The organism is Polaribacter sp., assembly GCF_024639685.1.
Lineage (GTDB): Bacteria > Bacteroidota > Bacteroidia > Flavobacteriales > Flavobacteriaceae > Polaribacter.
In genome coordinates, this window is record NZ_JAHEHX010000019.1 from 526429 (window position 1) to 547500 (window position 21072).

The 21072-nt window shown below is 30.1% G+C and carries 17 protein-coding genes and 1 pseudogene; 12 read left to right on the forward strand and 6 right to left on the reverse strand.

Annotated features, from left to right (window positions below; genetic code table 11):
* Positions 1–192 precede the first annotated feature (192 nt).
* Together Q0L44_RS08440 and Q0L44_RS08445 are read left to right on the forward strand one after the other, a co-directional pair.
* On the forward strand, positions 193–3096 hold the full coding sequence (locus Q0L44_RS08440) for an FAD-binding and (Fe-S)-binding domain-containing protein (RefSeq protein ID WP_296637484.1): 2904 nt from the start codon (positions 193–195) through the stop codon (positions 3094–3096).
* A gap of 152 nt (positions 3097–3248) precedes the next feature.
* Positions 3249–3773 carry an MFS transporter gene (locus Q0L44_RS08445; RefSeq protein WP_296637486.1) on the forward strand — a complete coding sequence of 175 codons (525 nt, stop codon included), beginning with the start codon at positions 3249–3251 and terminating at the stop codon, positions 3771–3773.
* Here the strand turns inward: Q0L44_RS08445 and Q0L44_RS08450 are convergent.
* Positions 3765–6401: a valine--tRNA ligase gene (locus Q0L44_RS08450; RefSeq protein ID WP_296637487.1), complete on the reverse strand. Its 2637-nt coding sequence runs from the start codon at positions 6399–6401 to the stop codon at positions 3765–3767. The two genes, Q0L44_RS08445 and Q0L44_RS08450, sit on opposite strands and share 9 nt — an antisense overlap.
* Positions 6402–6525: 124 nt before the next feature.
* Here Q0L44_RS08450 and Q0L44_RS08455 point away from each other — a divergent pair, with 124 nt between their 5' ends.
* The 7 genes from Q0L44_RS08455 to lipA all read left to right on the forward strand — a co-directional run bounded on the left by Q0L44_RS08455 (position 6526) and on the right by lipA (position 12484).
* The gene (locus tag Q0L44_RS08455; protein WP_296637489.1) at positions 6526–6933 is read left to right on the forward strand and encodes a DUF1573 domain-containing protein; all 408 of its coding nucleotides are present in this window, start codon (positions 6526–6528) and stop codon (positions 6931–6933) included.
* Between the two features lie 229 nt (positions 6934–7162).
* Positions 7163–8353 carry a pyridoxal phosphate-dependent aminotransferase gene (locus Q0L44_RS08460; protein ID WP_296637490.1) on the forward strand — a complete coding sequence of 397 codons (1191 nt, stop codon included), beginning with the start codon at positions 7163–7165 and terminating at the stop codon, positions 8351–8353.
* Entirely contained in the window at positions 8354–9361 is a 1008-nt protein-coding gene (gene murB, locus Q0L44_RS08465) for a UDP-N-acetylmuramate dehydrogenase (protein WP_296637492.1), read from the forward strand.
* Between the two features lie 118 nt (positions 9362–9479).
* On the forward strand, positions 9480–9683 hold the full coding sequence (locus Q0L44_RS08470; RefSeq protein WP_296637494.1) for a membrane or secreted protein: 204 nt from the start codon (positions 9480–9482) through the stop codon (positions 9681–9683).
* Between the two features lie 104 nt (positions 9684–9787).
* Positions 9788–10354: an RNA polymerase sigma factor gene (locus tag Q0L44_RS08475; protein WP_296637496.1), complete on the forward strand. Its 567-nt coding sequence runs from the start codon at positions 9788–9790 to the stop codon at positions 10352–10354.
* Positions 10354–11574, forward strand: coding sequence for an Nramp family divalent metal transporter (locus Q0L44_RS08480; protein WP_296637498.1), 1221 nt, complete (start codon positions 10354–10356; stop codon positions 11572–11574). Before Q0L44_RS08475 ends, Q0L44_RS08480 begins: the two co-directional genes overlap by 1 nt.
* Before the next feature lie 40 nt (positions 11575–11614).
* Complete coding sequence (gene lipA / locus Q0L44_RS08485) at positions 11615–12484, forward strand: lipoyl synthase (RefSeq protein ID WP_053975050.1); 870 nt, start codon at positions 11615–11617, stop codon at positions 12482–12484.
* A 602-nt stretch (positions 12485–13086) separates the two neighbouring features.
* On the opposite strand, the gene Q0L44_RS08490 is transcribed toward lipA, so the two are convergent.
* The 3 genes and pseudogenes from Q0L44_RS08490 to Q0L44_RS08500 all read right to left on the reverse strand — a co-directional run bounded on the left by Q0L44_RS08490 (position 13087) and on the right by Q0L44_RS08500 (position 15296).
* On the reverse strand, positions 13087–14082 hold the full coding sequence (locus tag Q0L44_RS08490; RefSeq protein WP_296637515.1) for a pyridoxal-phosphate dependent enzyme: 996 nt from the start codon (positions 14080–14082) through the stop codon (positions 13087–13089).
* A gap of 221 nt (positions 14083–14303) precedes the next feature.
* Positions 14304–14906, reverse strand: a pseudogene (locus Q0L44_RS08495) (sodium-dependent bicarbonate transport family permease); the annotation flags it as partial.
* Between the two features lie 81 nt (positions 14907–14987).
* Positions 14988–15296 (reverse strand): hypothetical protein, encoded by a 309-nt coding sequence (locus Q0L44_RS08500; RefSeq protein ID WP_296637517.1) that lies wholly within the window; start codon positions 15294–15296, stop codon positions 14988–14990.
* A 593-nt stretch (positions 15297–15889) separates the two neighbouring features.
* Between Q0L44_RS08500 and Q0L44_RS08505 the strand changes: the two genes are divergently transcribed.
* Positions 15890–16150 carry a LysR substrate-binding domain-containing protein gene (locus Q0L44_RS08505; RefSeq protein WP_296637521.1) on the forward strand — a complete coding sequence of 87 codons (261 nt, stop codon included), beginning with the start codon at positions 15890–15892 and terminating at the stop codon, positions 16148–16150.
* Here the strand turns inward: Q0L44_RS08505 and Q0L44_RS08510 are convergent, their stop codons facing one another.
* Positions 16151–17386, reverse strand: a complete 1236-nt coding sequence (locus Q0L44_RS08510; protein ID WP_296637523.1) for an FtsX-like permease family protein — start codon at positions 17384–17386, stop codon at positions 16151–16153.
* 55 nt (positions 17387–17441) lie between these two features.
* Here Q0L44_RS08510 and Q0L44_RS08515 point away from each other — a divergent pair, with 55 nt between their 5' ends.
* A complete protein-coding gene (locus Q0L44_RS08515) occupies positions 17442–18659 on the forward strand; it encodes a DUF1343 domain-containing protein (protein WP_296637525.1) in 1218 nt (405 codons plus the stop codon).
* A 1-nt stretch (position 18660) separates the two neighbouring features.
* Here the strand turns inward: Q0L44_RS08515 and Q0L44_RS08520 are convergent, their stop codons facing one another.
* Complete coding sequence (locus tag Q0L44_RS08520) at positions 18661–19185, reverse strand: YkgJ family cysteine cluster protein (RefSeq protein ID WP_296637526.1); 525 nt, start codon at positions 19183–19185, stop codon at positions 18661–18663.
* 77 nt (positions 19186–19262) lie between these two features.
* Between Q0L44_RS08520 and argS the strand changes: the two genes are divergently transcribed.
* Positions 19263–21038 (forward strand): arginine--tRNA ligase, encoded by a 1776-nt coding sequence (gene argS, locus Q0L44_RS08525; protein WP_296637528.1) that lies wholly within the window; start codon positions 19263–19265, stop codon positions 21036–21038.
* The last annotated feature ends 34 nt before the right edge of the window (positions 21039–21072 follow it).

A 21072-nucleotide genomic window follows, 5' to 3' on the forward strand; every position in this document is an offset into this window, starting at 1 on the left:
ATGAATCGAAATTGATCAATATTTCGCACTAATTAACAGCAATTACTAACTATTTTTCAACTTAATTCATTTTTAAGGTTCAGAAATGCATCATTTTATGAAATTAATAAAAATGGTGAAACCTTTTTTCTAGTTGCTGTATTTGATAATATTATTCAGATATTTGTAAATAAGATAGTTCACCATTATTCAATGATTTCAAATACAACTTTAGACAGCCTAGATAACTCACTTTCTGGTGATATTTTATACGATAATTTGCATAAAACATTATATGCAACAGATGCTTCAGTATATCGAAAAATACCACTAGCAGTTGCCTATCCTAAAAATGAAGAAGATTTAAAAACGTTAATTGATTTTGCTGCTAAAAACGATATTACTTTAATACCAAGAACTGCAGGAACATCTTTGGCTGGGCAATGTGTAGGAGATGGAATTGTGGTAGATGTATCTAAACATTTTACCAATATTCTTGCTTTTGATGAACTTTCTAAAACCATTACCCTTCAACCAGGAATAGTAAGAGATTCTTTAAATGGGTTTCTAAAACCTTATGGCTTATTTTTTGGCCCAAATACATCCACTTCTAACAGATGTATGGTTGGTGGAATGGTTGGTAATAATTCATCTGGTAGTACCTCTATAAAATATGGCGTTACTAGAGATAAAGTTTTACAAATCAACGCTATTTTAAGTGATGGAAGTTCAGCAATTTTTAAAGAGATTTCCTCAGAAGAATTTATTCAGAAAACAAAACTAGATACATTAGAAGGTAAAATTTATAAATCTATTTTTGATGAACTTTCTAACCAAGAAAATCAAAATGAGATTCATAACGAATTTCCAAAACCTGAAATACATAGAAGAAATACGGGTTATGCTGTAGATGAGTTTTTAAAGTCAGACTTATTTGGTGGTACTGAAAAAACCATAAATGTTGCTAAGTTTTTAACGGGTAGTGAAGGTACTTTGGCTTTTTCAACAGAAATCACTTTTCAGTTAGATGGCTTACCTCCTACTGAAAGTATTATGGTTTGTACGCATTTTAAGAGTATAAATGAAAGCTTAAAAGCAACTGTGGTTGCTATGAATCACAATTTGTACAATTGTGAATTGATGGATAAAACCATACTAGATTGCACAAAAAACAATAGAGAATTAGCCAAGAATAGATTCTTTTTACAAGGAGATCCTGAAGCTGTTTTAATGTTAGAAGTAGCTGCAAATACTTTACCAGAAGCAGAGTTATTGGCAGATGAACTAATAGCTAATTTAAAGAAAAACAATTTCGGATATCATCATCCAAAAGTATATGGTAAAGATATTGCTAAAGTACATTATTTAAGAAAAGCTGGTTTGGGTGCTTTAGGAAATATGGTTGGAGATCAAAAAGCAGTTGCTTGTATAGAAGACACAGCAGTTGCTTTAGAAGATTTACCAAGTTATATAGAAGAGTTCACGCAAATTATGACAAAATATCAGCAAAATGCTGTGTATTATGCACATGCAGGAGCTGGAGAATTACATTTAAGACCCATTTTAAACTTAAAGAAAAAAGAAGATGTTGTTTTATTTAGAAAAATTACAACAGAAACAGCAGAGCTCGTAAAAAAATACAAAGGCTCATTTTCTGGCGAGCATGGAGATGGAATTGTTAGAGCTGAGTTTATACCTTTAATGATAGGTGATAAAAATTATCAATTGCTGAGGCGAATTAAAAAAGCATTTGATCCTAATAACATTTTTAACAAAGGTAAAGTTACAGATGCTTTTGCCATGGATGAAAACTTACGATATGAAATAAATCGTAATGAACCAGAAATTGAAACACTTCAAGATTTTTCCGACAGCCAAGGTATTCTAAGAATGGCAGAAAAATGTAATGGTTCTGGAGATTGTAGAAAACCTGTTGAAGCTGGTGGAACAATGTGTCCAAGTTACAGAGCTACAAAAGATGAAAAAGATACCACCAGAGCTAGAGCAAACACATTACGTGAAGTTTTAACTAATAACAAGGCGCAAAATAAATTTAATTCAACTGAATTAAAAGAGGTTTTAAGTTTGTGCTTAAGCTGTAAAGCTTGTGCTTCCGAATGCCCAAGTAATGTGGATGTTGCTACTATGAAAGCAGAGTTTTTGTATCAATATCAAGAAGAAAATGGGTATTCTTTTAGAAATAAACTCTTTGCCAATAATGTAAAGTATAACAAGCTAGGTAGTATTGCTCCTGCAATTACAAATCTAGTTTTAAACACTTCTTTAACGAAAGCAGTTATGGGAGTTGCTCAAAAAAGAAGTGTCCCAAAATTAGCACCAAAGACTTTAAAAAAATGGTATGCTAATCGAAATAAAACTTCAAAGAATACAAAGACAACTGTGTATCTTTTTTGCGATGAATTCACAAATTATTACGATGTAGAAATTGGTAAAGATGCTTTTATTCTTTTAGAGAAATTAGGTTATGATTTAAAAATTGTGAATCATGAAGAATCTGGTAGAAGTTTTATTTCTAAAGGATTTTTAAATGAAGCAAAAGCTGTTTGTAATCTAAATATCGAAATTTTTAAAGACATAATAAGTGAAGAGTCTCCTTTAATTGGTGTTGAACCTTCAGCCATTTTAACCTTTAGAGATGAATATTTACGTTTAGCAGATAACAAAAATGCTGCTGAACAAATAGCAAAAAACACCTTTACTTTCGAAGAGTTTTTAGCCAACGAAATTGAAGAAGGTGCTATAGATCATCAACTATTTACTAAGGAAGAAAAGGAATTAAAAATTCACGGACATTGTCATCAAAAAGCTTTATCAGGTACAAGTTCTAGCTTTCAAATAATGAATTTACCTAAAAACTATAAAGTTACTATTATGAATACAGGCTGTTGTGGAATGGCTGGCTCATTTGGTTACGAAAAAGAACATTATGATGTTTCTATGCAAGTTGGTGAAGACACTTTATTTCCAAAAGTTAGAAACTGCAGCCCAAATACAGAAATTGTAGCTGCTGGAACTAGTTGCAGGCATCAAATTTTTGATGGTACAGAAAGAATAGCAAAACACCCAATAACCATTTTAAAAGAAGCTTTACTGTAATAAAAGACGATACTATTTTTGTTTTTGTATTTTTAGAGTCTAACATCGAAAACTTTGATACAGAAAAACAAAATTGCATCTATGTTCTCCTTAATAATTGCAGGAGAAGCTATTTTTTTATTACCCTTTATTTTAATGCGAGTTTTTAAGCTTTGTATGGTATTACTGCTGTATTTTCTTATTTTTTTGGTGGATTTATAGCCGATAAATACGAGCCTAGAAAACTATTAACCTTTTCACTAATTCTTACTGCCTTAGGTGGTTTTTGGATGACTTTAATTCCGACTATTAATGGCCTAAAAGCATTATACGCTTTTTGGGGCGTTTCTACTATTTTGCTTTTTTGGGCTTCTTTAATAAAAGCAACCAGACAATGGGGATATGAAAATAACCAAGGCATTTCTTATAGTTTATTAGATGGAGGAAGAGGCTTTTTTGCAGCTACAATTGCTTTGTCTGGGGCAGGAATTCTAACCTTCTTCTTTCCTGAAAAAGGTGTGGAGATTACATTTGAAAACAAGGTTGAAACCTTACAATATATTATTGGTTCAATCACTGCAATTGTATTTTTAATAGCATTGTTGGTATGGATTTTTATACCAAAAGGAAAATCAAAATTTGAAAACAGTAAAGAGTTTCAGTTTGATTTTAAGAAAGGGTTTAGTATTTTATTTTAAAGAATTTAAACTACCAATTATTGTTTCAATTTTAGCTAAAGTATCTGCCTCTTTCTTACGTTCTAGAGTAATTACCTTTTCTGGTGCATTAGCCACAAAACGTTCGTTAGACAATTTCTTTTGAATTCCTACTAGAAAACCTTGAGCTCTTTTTAACTCAGCTGATAGTTTTTCTATTTCAGCTTCAACATCAATATTAGCTGCAAAAATTGGTACAAAATATTCGTTAGATTTTACTCTAAAAGAGGCTCCATCTACCTTTTCTGAAACATAACTAATAGATGCTGTATTTGTCAGTTTCTGAATAATACCATCAAACTCTACTGAAGAATTAACGTTGTTTACTACAAACAATTCAACTGCATCTTTAAAAGCAATATTTTTATCTTTTCTAATAGTTCTAATACCAGAAATTACACCTGTTGCAAATTCAAACTCACTAATTATTGCTGAATCAAATTCCTTTTGAGCAGGATATTTGGCTACAATTAATGCTTCTTCTGATGTTCTTTCTGCTATAAATTGCCAAATTTCTTCTGTTAAGAATGGCATAAATGGATGCAAAATTTTCAAGTTATTTTCTAAAACTTCAATTACAGCATCAAACGTAATTTTGTCTATTGGATGTTGATAAGCTGGTTTTACGATTTCTAATAACCAAGAAGAAAAATCATCATTAATTAATTTATAAATGGCCATTAACGCATCAGACAACCTATATTTAGAAAAATGATCTTCTATTTCTACAATGGTTTTCTGAAATTTAGCCTCATACCAATCTAAACCTATTTTAGCTGTCTCTGATTGAGCTAAATTTGCATCAACTCCCCAACCTTTAATTAAACGAAAAGCATTCCAAATCTTATTTGCAAAACCTTTTCCTTGCTGACATAAATCTTCATCAAATAGTATATCATTTCCTGCTGGTGCACTTAATAATAACCCTACTCTTACTCCATCTGCACCAAATTCTTCAATTAATTTTAAAGCATCTGGTGAGTTCCCTAAAGATTTAGACATTTTACGTCTTTGTTTATCTCTAACTAAACCTGTTAAATAAACATTTTCAAAAGGTTTTTCATCTTTATATTCATAACCAGCAACAATCATTCTAGCCACCCAGAAAAATAAAATATCTGGACCAGTTACTAAATCGTTGGTTGGATAATAGTATTTAATTTCTTCGTTTTCTGGATTTCTAATTCCATCAAAAACAGACATTGGCCATAACCAAGAAGAAAACCAAGTATCTAAAGCATCTTCATCTTGCTTTAAATCAGTTGTTTTTAAATCTGATTTTCCTGTTTTTTCTTTGGCTAACACTAAAGCTTCTTTAATAGTCTCTGCTACTACAAAATCTTCTTTTCCATCTCCATAGAAAAAAGCCGGAATTTGCTGACCCCACCAAAGTTGACGAGAAATATTCCAATCACGAACATTTTCCATCCAATGACGATAGGTATTCTCGAACTTTTTTGGATATAAATTAATGTCTGTATCACCACCCAAAACTGCTTTTATTGCAGGCTTGGCTAATTCTTCCATCTTTAAAAACCATTGATCTGACAATCTTGGCTCTATAACAGCTTTGGTTCTTTCTGACGTACCTACTTTATTCGTATGCACTTCAGTTTTTATTAAAACACCATTTTCTTCCAACTCTTTGGCAATTTCCTTTCGAACTACAAAACGATCTTTACCTTTATAGTGCATTCCAAAAGAATTTAAAGAAGCATCATCATTAAAAATATCAATAACTTCAAGGTTGTGTTTATCACCTAAATTTTTATCATTTTCATCATGAGCAGGTGTTACTTTTAAACAACCTGTACCAAATTCTAAGTCTACGTATTCATCTTCTATAATAGGAATTACTCTGCCACACAAAGGCACAATTGCTTTTTTTCCTTTTAAATGTGTAAAACGTTCATCATTTGGATTGATACAAATTGCAGTATCTCCAAAAATGGTTTCTGGTCTTGTAGTTGCAATGGTTAAAGTATCTTCAGAACCTTCTATATTATACTCTAAATAATATAAGTTCCCCTGTCTTTCTTCATGAATTACTTCTTCATCAGATAAGGTAGTTTTTGCTTCAGGATCCCAATTCACCATTCTGTAACCTCTGTAGATAAGCCCTTTGTTATATAAATCAACAAATACTTTAATGACAGATTCAGACATTTCTGGGTCCATTGTAAAAGCAGTTCTTTCCCAATCACAAGAAGCACCTAACTTCTTTAACTGCTCTAAAATTATTCCTCCATATTCATCTTTCCAATTAAAGGCATGCTGCAAAAATTCTTCACGAGTTAAATCTGTTTTAGCAATACCTTGTTCTTTTAATTTAGCTACAACTTTTGCTTCTGTCGCAATAGATGCATGGTCTGTTCCTGGAACCCAGCAAGCGTTTTTACCTTGTAAACGTGCTCGCCTGATTAATACATCCTGTATGGTATTGTTTAACATATGCCCCATGTGTAATACCCCTGTTACGTTAGGAGGTGGAATTACAATGGTATAAGGTTCTTTTTCATCTGGTGTTGAATGAAAATAATTGTTTTTTATCCAATAAGCATACCACTTATCTTCTACCTTACTTGCATCATATTTAGATGGAATTGCCATACTTTGGGATTTTTTTTTATATATAGTTCGCAAAAATACAATTCCTTTTTTTGTAGAGAAAATTAGCCATTGATTTTTTAAAATAAAATATAAACCCTAATTTTGCCTTATTAAATTTACTATTATGAAAGTATTTGGAACATTTTTAATGATTTTATGTATCTCTTTTTCTTTAAATGCTCAAGAGTTTAAATTTCAAAAAGAAACCATTGATTACGGAAAAGTACAAAAAGGAAGTAATGGCGAAAAAACGTTTGTGTTTACTAATATTGGAGAAACACCCTTGATTATAAAAAATGTGAAGTCTTCTTGTGGCTGTACAGTACCTAAAAAACCAGAGCAACCAATCATGCCCGGAGAAAAAGGAGAAATAAAAGTTTCTTATGATACCAACAGAGTTGGTGGTTTTTCGAAATCGATAACCATTTTTTCTAATGCAAAAACACCACGAAAAATAATTAGGATTAAAGGTATTGTAACTGAAGGTGTTGTTTTAGAGAAAGAAAAAAGCATGATCTCTAATTCAAATTAATTCCACTTCTTTTTCTTTATTTCGCAAGCAAGTAAATTCATAATTTACATTACACTCTTTCATTTTTTTTCTTGTATTAAAACAAAACATTTAACTACTTACAATTTGAAATATATTGTAAATAAAAATTTGTTTGATGTTAAATCTTACTCCTAAAGATTACGAAATTTTAAAGGACTTTTAAAATTAATTTCGCAAATTTGCATAGAATTTTAAGCAGTAAATTATTATGCCTTCAATATCTATAAAAGGACTACATATGCCAGAATCACCAATTAGAAAGTTGGTGCCGTTTGCAGAAAACGCAAAAAAAAGAGGAACTAAAGTTTACCATTTAAATATTGGTCAGCCAGATATTAAAACACCTCAAATAGCTTTAGATGCTGTAAAAAATAACACAATAGAAACGTTATCTTATGCACGCTCTGAGGGTTCTGAAGAATACAGAACTAAATTAACTAATTACTATGCTAATCATAATATAAATGTAACTACAGATAATATTATTGTAACTACAGGTGGTTCTGAAGCTTTACTATTCACAATCGGTAGTATAACAGATTCAGGAGATGAAATTATTATACCTGAACCTTTTTATGCTAATTACAACGGATTTTCAACGGCTTCTGGAGTAACTGTTGTGCCAGTTATTTCTAAAATTGAAGATAATTTTGCGCTACCAAAAATTGAAGATTTCGAAAAATTAATTACAAAAAACACAAAGGCTATTTTAATTTGTAATCCTGGAAATCCAACAGGATACATGTACTCTAAAGAAGAAATTCAGAAATTAAAAGAAATTGTTTTAAAACATGATCTATTTTTAATTGCTGATGAAGTATACAGAGAGTTTGCTTATGATGGTTTAAAACACACTTCGGTATTGTCTATTGATGGTCTGCAAGATAATGCCATTGTTATAGATTCTGTATCAAAAAGATATAGCATGTGTGGAGCAAGAATTGGTTGTATTGTTTCTAAAAACGAAGCATTCATAACAACAGCTATTAAATTTGCGCAAGCAAGATTAAGTCCGCCAACTTATGCATTAATAGCAAGTGAAGCTGCTTTAGATACACCCCAAAGTTATTTTGATGATGTGAAAGCAGAATATGTAGAAAGAAGAGATACTTTAGTTTCTGAACTTCAAAAAATAGAAGGTGTTAAAGTAGCAAACCCAAAAGGCGCATTTTATTGTGTGGCTGAATTACCTGTAAATGATACAGATGATTTTGCTAAATGGATGCTAGAAACCTTCAATTACAATAATGAAACTGTAATGGTTGCTCCTGCAAGTGGGTTTTATTCTACTGAAGGTGAAGGCAAAAACCAAATTAGAATGGCTTACGTTTTAAAGAAGGAAGATTTAATTAAATCTGTAGAGATTCTAAAGAATGCATTAGCAGCTTATAAAGCATAATTGGAGATTCAAGAAAACATATCACTTAAAACATACAATACTTTTGGTATAGATGTAAACGCAAAACGATTTATTCGTGTAGATTCTGTTTACCAATTACAACAACTTTTAAAAGTTGAAAAAGATGTTTTTTTAATTTCTGGAGGAAGTAATATGTTGCTTACAAAAGATATTGATAAGTTAGTTGTACATATTGATATTAAAGGAATTTCTATAGATAAAGAAGATGATAACTTTGTACATCTTACTGTAAATGCTGGAGAAAATTGGCATGAATTTGTTCTTTATTGCGTAGCTCATAATTATGGTGGTTTAGAAAATTTATCGTTAATTCCTGGTAATGTTGGTACATGCCCTATTCAGAACATAGGTGCTTATGGTGTAGAAGTGAAAGATACCATTACCAAATTAGAGGCAATTAACATAGAAACTAACAGGTTGCACACCTTTTCTAACGATGATTGTAATTTTGGGTATAGAAATTCAATCTTTAAAAACAACGTTAAAGGTGAGTTTGTAATTACTTCTGTTACTTTTAAATTGACGAAACAAAATCACAATTTGAACACTTCTTATGGAGCAATTGAAACTGAATTATCTTCTAAAAACATAACAGCACCAAGTTTAAAAGACATCTCTAATGCTGTTACAGCCATAAGAAAATCTAAACTTCCAGACCCTAAAGAGATAGGTAATAGTGGTAGTTTCTTTAAAAACCCTGTTATAACAGAATCAGCATTTATAAATTTACAAAAAGAGTATCCTAACATTCCTAGTTATACAATTTCTGAAAATGAAGTAAAATTACCTGCGGGTTGGCTTATAGAAACAGCAGGTTTTAAAGGCAAAAGTTTTGGAGATTATGGAGTACATGAAAAACAGGCACTTGTTCTTGTAAATTACAATAATGCATCAGGTAAAGATATTTATGCTCTTGCAGAAAAAATTCAAAAGCACATCTTAAATCAATTTAAAATTGACTTAGAGATTGAAGTAAATATAATTTAAATTATATTTTTTTACAATACCACCATATATATTATTTTTTGTCAAAAAATAAGCTAAAACGTAAAACTACAATACAAATCTATTTCACTTTTAATTCTATAATTTGTAACTTTGTTTTATGAAATTATTATTACTTACATTAGGACTTCTAGCTTTGGGAATAGCTGGTATAGCAATTAAAATCTGGGCTAAAAAAGATGGCGAATTTGCAGGTACATGTGCTAGTCAAAACCCAATGTTAAATAGAGAAGGTGAAGCATGTGGTTTCTGTGGAAAAAGTCCAGATCAATTTGATACTTGTGCTGAACCTGAACATAATTAAGCCTATCATAGAATGCTATTAACTGTACTTTTCTACACTTTTGTAGTTGTTACAGGTATTCAAATTAGTATATTTATTGCTAAATCATTTTCAAAAACAAATCGTTGAATAAAGAAGATCTAGTCCTAAAAGACAACATTTCAAAAGCAAAAAGAGGAAATCAAGCTGCATTTCGTTTTTTACTAAACTTATATTGGCAAGAGGTCTATCGTTTTTTATTAAAAAGAACACAAAATGAAAATGAAGCAGAAGACATAACTATACAAGCCTTTTCTAAAGCTTTTGATAAAATAGACACTTTCGATGAAAATTACACCTTTAAAACTTGGTTAATTACAATATCAAAAAATGTTCATATCGATTTAATTCGAAAGAAAAAAATATCGATAACAACAGAAACCACAAAGGATCAGAAAGAGAAAGTTTATTTAGTTGCTGACGAAAACCCTACACCAGAAGATAACATAATTAAAGAACAGAATTTAGCAAAACTTCAAAAAAACATAAGACAATTAAAACCTAAGTACCAACAAGTCATTAATTTAAGGTACTTTCAAGAATTAAGTTATAAAGAAATTGCACTACAAACTAATGAGCCTATAAATAACATTAAAGTAAAATTGTTACGAGCAAAAAAATTGTTATCAGAGATTATAAAAAAAGAAAAGTAGTGAAAAAAACGTTGCTACAATCTTTAGGTCCTGGTCTTTTATTTGCTGGTGCAGCCATTGGTGTATCGCATTTGGTACAATCTACAAGAGCTGGTGCAGAATTTGGTTTTGGACTGCTATGGGCCTTACTAATAGTACATTTGTTTAAATATCCTTTCTTTCAGTATGGACCAAGGTATGCTGCAGCTACAGGAGAAACATTACTTGAGGGATACAAAAAAATTGGTAAATGGGTATTACCCGTTTATTTTTTAATAAATTTTGCAACCATGTTTACTATACAGGCTGCAGTAACTATAGTAACCGCTGGTTTAGCTTCTCAACTTTTTGGAATCTCAGAAAATCTAGTTCTTTGGTCTTTTATCATTCTTTTAATTAGTATCATTTTTCTTGCCATTGGTCGTTATAAATTACTAGATAGTGTTATGAAATTTATCATTATAATTCTTGCAATAAGTACAGTTACTGCAGTAATTATTGCATTTAGTAATTCTTCTTATACTTTTGATGTAAGTCAGATAATACCCTCTGGATCTGTAGAAATAACATTTTTAATTGCTTTTTTAGGTTGGATGCCAGCACCATTAGACGTTTCCATTTGGCACTCAATATGGTCAGTCGAAAAAAGAAAACAAAGCAGAACAACTATACACCCAAAAGAAGCCGTTTTTGATTTTAATGTAGGCTATATAGGTACCTTAGTTCTAGGAGTTTGTTTTGTATTATTGGGTGCTTTAGTCATGTACAAGTCTTCAGCAACTTTTTCTAACAAAGGAGGAGAATTTGCAGCCCAGCTTATAGAACTTTATACAAAAAATCTAGGTGATTTTTCGTATGTTTTTATTGCAGCAGCAGCATTTACGACAATGTTTAGCACTACCATTACTACATTAGATGCATCTCCAAGAGCAATGAATAAAAGCATTGAATTAATAGTTGAAAGAAAAATTAAATTTGGATATCAATTTTGGATATTACTTTTATTCTTAGGTACTTTAGGCATCTTACAATTTTATATAGCTAATATGGGCGATTTGGTAAAAATAGCTACTATTCTTTCTTTTTTAACAGCACCATTTTATGCTATTTTAAATTTTATTTTAATTACAGGAAAACAAACTCCAAAACAACACCAACCTAAAATATTTACTAAAATTTTAAGCCTTATAGGTATTGTTTTTTTAATTGGATTTAGCATTTGGTTTTTAACGAATATTTAAATCTTTTCTTCGTAAATTTGAAATCTAATTTAGAAAGAAAATGGCGATAGAAACTGCAGTACTTCCAGAAAGACCAAAAAAACCAAAATGGTTACGTGTAAAATTACCTGTAGGTAAGAAGTACACAGAATTAAGAGGTTTAGTAGACAAGTATAAATTAAATACTATTTGTACAAGTGGTAGTTGCCCAAACATGGGAGAATGTTGGGGAGAAGGAACTGCTACCTTTATGATTTTAGGTAATATTTGTACACGTTCTTGTGGCTTTTGTGGAGTAAAAACAGGAAGACCAGATACAGTTGAATGGGATGAACCAGAAAAAGTAGCTAGGTCTATTAAATTAATGGGGATTAAGCATGCTGTAATTACTTCTGTAGATAGAGATGATTTAAAGGATGGTGGTTCTATAATTTGGGCAGAAACGGTAGATGCAATTCGTAGAGCAAACCCAAATACTACATTAGAAACTTTAATACCAGATTTTCAAGGAAACACAAAACAGATTGATAGAATTATAGAAGTTGCTCCAGAAGTTGTTTCTCATAATATGGAAACTGTTCGTAGGCTAACCAGAGAAGTTAGAATACAAGCTAAATATGATAGAAGTTTAGGTGTTTTAAAATACCTAAAAGAAAATGGTATGAGAACCAAAACAGGTTTAATGTTAGGTCTAGGAGAAAAAGAAGATGAAGTAATTCAAACTATGAAAGATCTCAGAGCTGTAAATTGTGATATTATTACTATTGGGCAATACTTGCAGCCTACAAAAAAGCACTTACCTGTAAAAGAGTTTATAACGCCAGAGCAATTTAAGAAATACGAAACTTTAGGTTTAGAAATGGGTTTTATGTATGTAGAAAGCGGTGCTCTCGTTCGCTCTTCTTATAAAGCACACAAACATGCTAAATAATAATAATAAAATAAAAAAATTTTCATTCAAATAAAGTTTGGCACAAAGTTTGTAAATAATTAAGTGAAAATAACGTAGTAAACTGTTTTCATTGTGTAAATTATTTGAATTAGTTTTAAAAAAAACCACCTTTAAAAAGGTGGTTTTTTATGCATTCTTAGCAAAAAACTGTTCAATTAATTTAAACAATCTGGTAACTTATTATAAATCCCCCAATTCGTAATAGTTATATGTATGTAAAAAAAAGACTTTATTTAGTTTTAATTTTTCATTGTCGATAAACGACACTTAAGTATCGACAAATGACATTTTAATTTCGATAAATGTTTAAAAAAGAAAAACGCCTAAACATTACATTTAGGCGAGTAAAAAAAGGTTTATTAAGAATCCCCCAATTCATAATAATTTTCCCATTACAAGAAACGATATCTTTACTAGTAGAAAATATATTATAGACGAATACCTTTGAAATATTAGATGAATGGTAAGAAATAAACGTTAAAAAAAATTTAAAGGCTCAATTAAATGAGAAACCAATACATTCTTTTTACTGTTACTTAAAATGTATCTTTGTGTTTTATTAGCGCTAAAGCAAGTGTTCCTTAGCTTTCTATAAAACCTTTTTCCTTCATCCAATCATCATTAAACATTTTACCCACATACCTACTTCCATGATCATGAAACAATACTACAACTACGTCATCTTTTGTGAAATGTTCTTTTAATTGCAATAGCCCTTTTATAGCAGCACCAGCAGAATTTCCTAAAAACATTCCTTCTTCTTTCGCTAATTTTTGAGTATAAATAGCAGCGTCTTTATCAGTTACTTTTGTAAATCCATCAATTACATCAAAATTTACATTTTTTGGTAAAATATCTTCGCCAATTCCTTCTGTAATGTAGGGGTAAATTTCGTTTTCATCAAAAATACCTGTTTCATGATATTTTTTAAACACAGATCCATAAGTATCTATACCCCAAACTTTAACAGTTGTACCAGCTTCTCTTGCTTTCATTTTTAGATAAGAACCTACTCCAGAAATAGTACCTCCTGTACCAACACCAACTACAAAATGTGTTACTTTACCTTTGGTTTGCTCCCAAATTTCTGGTCCTGTGCTCTGAAAATGTGCTTTACAGTTACTTGGATTATCATATTGATTTACATACCAAGAATTAGGTGTTTCTTCTCCAAACCTTTTTGAGACAGAATAGTATGATCTTGGATCTGATGGATCTACATTTGTAGGACAAACTACAACCTCTGCTCCTACAGCTCTTAAGATATCCATCTTTTCTTTAGATTGTTTGTCAGACATTACAAAGATACATTTGTAACCTTTAACAATAGCTGCCAAAGCTAAACCCATTCCTGTATTTCCAGAAGTACCTTCTATAATAGTTCCTCCAGGTTTTAATCTTCCATCTGCTTCAGCATCTAAAATCATCTGTAAGGCCATTCTATCTTTTACAGAATTTCCTGGGTTAAACGTTTCATATTTTGATAAAACTAAACAAGGTAATTCTTCAGTAAGTTTGTTCATCTTTACAAGTGGAGTATTCCCAATAGTTTCTAATATATTTTCTGCGTAATTCATCTTATTCATTTATAGAACAAAGGTAAATTATTTTTTATGCGTTCACGAAATGAGATATAAGAAATGTTGATAAATACATACTTTTTAAAAGTTTGCACTACTTAAAATATAATTTTAATAATAGAAACCTTAATTTACTTAGAAATTAATAATTAACAAGAAGAATTAACATATACCTATAATACATAAATATAAAGGCATACCAATTGTAATGTTAAATGGAAAGGTAATAGCTTAATACCTTCTGCTTGTGCATCATTTGTAAAGTAACCAAACACTAAACTACCAATAATAAGCACTACACTTCCATTAGTTAAAGAATGATGAATTACACTCTTTAATGAGCTCTTGTTCTTTTTCTTAGACCCAAAAATTGCAATAAGTATAACACCTACAATAATTGAAGGAGCCTCCATTAAAGCCAAAACTGCAAACATATGCCCACCAAAAGGAATGTTAGACATTTCTAAAAAAGAAATAGTAGTTAAAAAAGTTACAGCACTTACAGAACCATAAGCAGATGCAATTGCTCCTGAATTTTCCACACTTAATTTTATCCTTAAAATAAAGTAACAGTAAATAGGTACTAAAACTGCTAGTAAAATTCCGAACAACAATGCATTAATAATTTCTGAGGTAATTACACTATGAGCAAGCTCTTGCCCTCCTTTAAAACCAATGGCTAAAAGCAAGTAGAAAGAAATAAATTTTGATGAATTTTCTGGAATTCTTAAATCACTCTAAATATTAACAGCAATAAGGCCTAAGAAGAAAAATAATAGTGCAGGGTTTGTTAAATTATCTACTAAATAATGTAAATCCATAGGTTAAAATTTGGCATAAAAAAAGTAGGAAAGCCTTTTACAAGTCAGTTCTCCTACTATAATATGTTGGTGTAGTTAATCTTACTCTTCTAGTGTAATGTTTATTGTACTAGAAATTTTAATATTCTGACCTTTACTTTCTAAAGCTCTTAAAAAAGCTTTACCTATTTTTTTATCAGTCATTAATTCTGTAATTCTAGAGTTATCATACAAACATTCATCATTAATATTTCCTTCAGTTTTAGATAATCTCTGAATTTTATGAAAATTAATTTTTACGTTTAATACATCATTAATAATGTTAAGAGCTTCTCCTTTAGTAAAAGTTCCTTCAATTAATTGAATACTTTTTTGTTTTGTTTCTGTTGATGTTACTGCAGATTCGTTCATGGTTACTTATTTATTTTTCGATTTTATTTGAATTAGATGTTTTAATAAAAAGAATCATTAAGATAATTGATTCACAAATGAGCAATTATTTATGTCTCAACCAGCTATTTCAATATAACTCAAAAACTTTCAAGATCAATTTAAATTACCCTTATTTGAAATTGTAGGAAGAAAATTATATATCACAGAATTTGGTAATGAAATCGCAAAAGCTGCCACAAAAATTTTAGATGAAGTGCAAGCTATTAACTATAAGTCTAACTTGTTTGAAGGAAAACTAGCCGGTAAATTAAACTTATCCATTGTTTCTACAGCAAAATATGCTATGCCCTATTTTTAAACAGATTTTATTAAAAAAAATGATAGTGTAGATGTAACTATGGATGTTACAAACAAAATGTCTGTTATTAGAGCCTTAGAAAATAATGAGTGAGATTTTGCTATGGTTTCTACCATCCCAAAAAAATTAAAGATTGAAAGGATTGAATTAATGAGCAATCAAATGTTTTTTGTGGCTGGTAAGGATTATAAAGTTGAAGGCAAAGAAGTAAATATCAAAAATTTAAATAAATCAATCTTTTTGTTCAGAGAAAATGGAGTTAACCTCTAATGAAGCAGTAAAACAAGCAGTTATAGCTGGATTAGGAATTTCAATTATGCCTATAATAGGAATACAAAAAGCACTAAAAAATGGTGAGTTACAAATTTTGAATATTAAAGGGTTACCTTTAGAAACTAACTGGAATCTAATTTGGTTAAAATCTAAAAACTTGTCTAATGTTGCAAAAGCTTTTAGAGATTATATTGCTCATCATAAAGGCGAAATAATAAAAAAACAATTTCAAATCGATTAATTAAGCAAATTTTATAGATAAAGAAGGCTTGATTTTAGTAATAATATAAGAAGGGATTATTAACATTAAGAAGCATAATAATAAAGTACCTAAATTAAGCAAAAAGATAGACCAAAAAGAAATATAAACAGGAAGTGTTGTTACATAATATGTTTCTGGATCAAGTGTGATAACCTGAAAATAATACTGTATTAATAAAATCCCAAAACCAATAAGGTTACCCCAAAACAAACCCTTTAAAATTAAATAGAACGCATTGTATAAGAATATTTTTCGAATACTTGTGTTTTGACTTCCTAACGCCTTTAAAATTCCAATCATCTGTACCTTTTCTAGTATTAATACCAAAAGGGCAGTAATCATATTTATACCAGCAATAAAAATCATAATTGCAATAATAAACCACACATTGTTATCAAACAGTGCAATCCAATCAAATACATTAGGGTAACTCTGCTTAATTGTTTTACTATTTAAGATACTACCTATTTCTGCATTAATCTCCTTCCCTTTTATTTCGATATCGTCAAAATTATTTAAAACTACTTCAAAACCGCCTACCTGGTTTTGAGTCCATTTGTTTAATTTTTGTACCTCTCTAATGTCACCAATCATCATGTTTTTGTCAAACTGAGCAAAACCTGAATTATAAATCCCTTTAATTATGTACTTTCTATTAGAAGGTAATTTACTTGTTGCTGTCTTTACAAAAGTAGCTGTAATAGTATCATTTAACTTTAAGTTTAAACGATTGGCGATTGTTTTTGAGAGCAAAACACCTTTTGTTCTTGATTGTTTAAAATTTGGAAAAACTCCTTCTATTAGGTATTCTTTAAAAAATGACCAATCATAATCTGTAGAAACCCCTTTAAAAACAATACCTTCAAAATCTGTATTAGTTCTAAGAATACCCACTTTACTTGCAAATATTTGAACATTTTTTATCCCTTTAATAGTATTAAATTTCGGATAAAAAGGCTGTTCTTTTAAAATTGGTGTTGTGGAAACATCAGACTGATTGGTATCATAATTTACAATTTGAACATGACCTTTAAAACCAGCCATTTTATCTCTAATTTTATATTGTAAACCAGAACCAGTAGCCACAGCAATAAGCATAATTATAATACCCAAGGCAATTGCAGTAATTGCAATTTTTATTATTGGAGATGATATGCTATTTTTATACTTTTTGCCAGCAATAATACGTTTTGCAATAAATAACTCGTAATTCAAACTAATGATTCTTTTTAATCTTCGTAAAAGTACCTATTTATTTTTGTTTTTACTGATGAATTTCCAGCTCATTTCTTGTGCTCAAAAATTACAAAATAATAAAATTGCCATTAAAAAATCAGATGAAAAAATTCAAGAAATCATAACTGCTGCCAATAGAATTGATTTATATTTTAGTTTATTGCAGAATAAAAATATAGCTATTGTTGCTAATCAAACATCAGTTATTCAAAAGCTTCAAAGAGCTGAAGCAGCTTCAAATGTAATGGGTTCTAAAAAAGTAACTCAACACTTAGTAGATTTCCTTAACAATAAAAAAAACATAAATATCCAAAAGGTTTTTGCTCCTGAACATGGCTTCAGAGGTAAAGCAGACGCTGCAGAATTAGTTAAAGATGGTAAAGATTCTAAAACAGGCTTACCCATAATTTCTTTATATGGCAAAAACAAAAAACCCACTGCAGAACAACTTAAAAACATAGATATTGTTGTTTTCGATATTCAAGATGTGGGTGTACGTTTTTATACATATATATCAACATTACATTACGTAATGGAAGCTTGTGCAGAATTAAATATTCCTTTACTTATTTTAGACAGACCAAATCCTAACGCACATTATATTGATGGGCCAATTTTAGAAAAAGAACATGCAAGTTTTGTAGGTAAACATCCTGTGCCTGTTGTTTATGGGATGACTATAGGTGAATATGGACAAATGATAAATGGAGAAAAATGGTTAAAAAACGGAATTCAATGTGATTTAGAAGTGATTCCACTAAAAAATTACAATCATAATTCCAATTATAGTTTAACAATTAGACCATCACCAAACTTACCAAATGACAAGTCTATAAACCTCTATCCTAGTTTAGGTTTTTTCGAAGGGACAACTATAAACGCTGGTAGAGGAACTAAGTTTCAATTCCAAAGATATGGGGCTCCTTATTTTCCAAAAACAGATTTTAACTATACTCCTCAAGCAAATTTTGGAGCAAAGTATCCTAAACATAAAAACAAAACTTGTTATGGAGTAGATGTATCTGATACAGAAAAATTATCAGCAATAAATTTAGAATGGTTAATAGATGCTTATCAAAAAACACCAAAAAACGAGATTTTTTTTGGTAGTACTTTTACCATTCATGCAGGTAATACAAAATTACAACGCCAAATAGAAAAAGGTTTATCAGCAAAAGAAATTCGCGGAATTTGGCAGAAAGATTTAGAGGAATTCAAAAAAATTAGAAGTAAATACTTAATCTACAAGTAATTTATTTTCTCTTTTTCTTCACATTATACTCATATGGTAAAGCCTTTTTCAAGTTTTCTACTATTGCATAAGTTGCAGGACAAACAAATATATTTGCAATAGTTAAATCGGTAATCTGTATAAATTTCTTTCGGTTCGTATGAGGGTACTCTGAACATGCTTTTGGACGAACATCGTAAATAAAACATGTATTATCGGATTCGTCTAAAAAAACACAAGGAGACGATTTTAGCACCATAAAATCATCTGTATCTCTCTCAAGGTATTGATTTGTAAAAACGGCAACCTTCATTTTTAAATGCTTTGCGATCCTTTCTATATCCTTTACTGTGAATATAGGACTAGTTGTTTTACAACAATTACCACAGGCCAAACAATCAGTTTTTTTAAACTCCTTATCATGCAATTCTTGCATCACATAATCTAAATTCTTAGGAGTACGCTTTCTTAAGTTTGCAAAATACTTTTTGTTTTCTTTATGTGCTTCTTTAGCTAAACTTGGTAATTGTTCTACTTGTTTTTGCATCCGATAAAATTACAATAATTCCCTTTAAAAATATGCTTATTTTGTGTATTTTCGCATCTTAATTTTTTAAGGGGTTTATGAATATTCAGCACATAATAGAAAACAGCGTAAAAAAAGGTTTTTCAACCTTATATTATACAGAAATTCCTTCAGTAGAATTCCAAGCAACTCGCAAAGAATTCGAAGGCGATATTACTGTTGTTGTTTTTCCAATGTTACGTTTTAAGAAAGGTAACCCTCTTCAAATAGGAGAAGATTTAGGAAAATACCTAGTAGAGAATGTTACAGAAATCAACAATTATAATGTAGTAAAAGGCTTCTTGAACCTAGTAGTTGCAGATGCTTTTTATTTAGATTTTTTCAATTCTATCTATAATGAAGCAAATTTTGGAACTGTTGCTCAAAAAGATGATGAAAAAGCAATTATGGTAGAGTATTCGTCTCCTAACACAAACAAACCTTTACACTTAGGTCATGTTCGTAATAATTTATTAGGATTTTCAGTTTCTGAAATTATAAAAGCGGCTGGTAAAAAAGTGTATAAAACTCAAATTATAAACGATAGAGGAATTCATATCTGTAAGTCTATGCTGGCTTGGCAAAAATTTGGAGAAGGTGAAACACCTGAATCTACAGGTTTAAAAGGTGATAAGCTAGTTGGGAATTATTATGTAAAATTTGACCAAGAATACAAAAAAGAAATTGCACAACTAATAGCTGAAGGTAAAACTGAAGAGGAGGCTAAAAAAGAAGCTCCTTTATTAGTAGAAGCTCAAGAAATGCTTAGAAAATGGGAAGCAGGAAATAAAGTTATAGTTTCACTTTGGAAAGAGATGAATGGTTGGGTTTATGATGGTTTTGATACTACTTATAAAAATATGGGTGTAGATTTTGATACACTTTATTACGAAAGTGATACTTATTTATTAGGTAAAGATGTTGTTGCGCAAGGCATAGAAAAAAGAGTATTTTTCAAGAAAGAAGATGGTTCTGTTTGGTGTGATTTAACTGATGAAGGTTTGGATGAAAAAATTGTTTTACGTTCAGATGGCACAGCAGTTTATATGACACAAGATATTGGTACTGCTATACAACGTGTAAAAGATTTTGAAGATGTTGGTGGTATGGTTTATACTGTTGGTAATGAGCAAGATTATCATTTTCAGGTGTTATTTTTGATATTAAAAAAACTAGGTTTTGATTGGGCAAAACAATTGCACCATTTAAGTTATGGAATGGTAGATTTACCTTCTGGTAAAATGAAATCTAGAGAGGGTACTGTAGTTGATGCAGACGATTTAATGTTAGAAATGACTGCTACTGCAAAAGAAATTTCTGAAGAACTTGGAAAACTAGATGGGTATTCTGAAAATGAAAAAAATGAATTGTACAAAACAATTGGTTTAGGAGCGTTAAAGTATTTTGTTCTAAAGGTAGACCCGAAAAAAAGAATCTTGTTTGACCCAAAATCTTCAGTAGATTTTCAAGGAAATACTGGACCTTTTATACAGTACACTTATGCTAGAATTCAATCTATCATAAGAAAATCTACATTTGATTATTCTAATTCAGTAACTATAGATTTACACGAAAAGGAAAAGGAATTGCTTAAACAATTGGCATTGTTCCCAGAAACTATTCAGCAAGCAGCAGCAAATTACTCACCTGCTGTAGTTGCAAATTACACATACGATTTAGTTAAGGAATTCAATTCATTTTATCAAAATGTATCTATTTTAGGAGAAGAAAATCAAGACAAGAAAATATTTAGAGTTCAATTATCTAAAAAAGTAGCAGATACTATTAAAATTGCATTTTCATTATTAGGAATTCAAGTTCCTGAAAGAATGTAACAATAAAAAGTAAAACTTTTAAATTCAACAATCA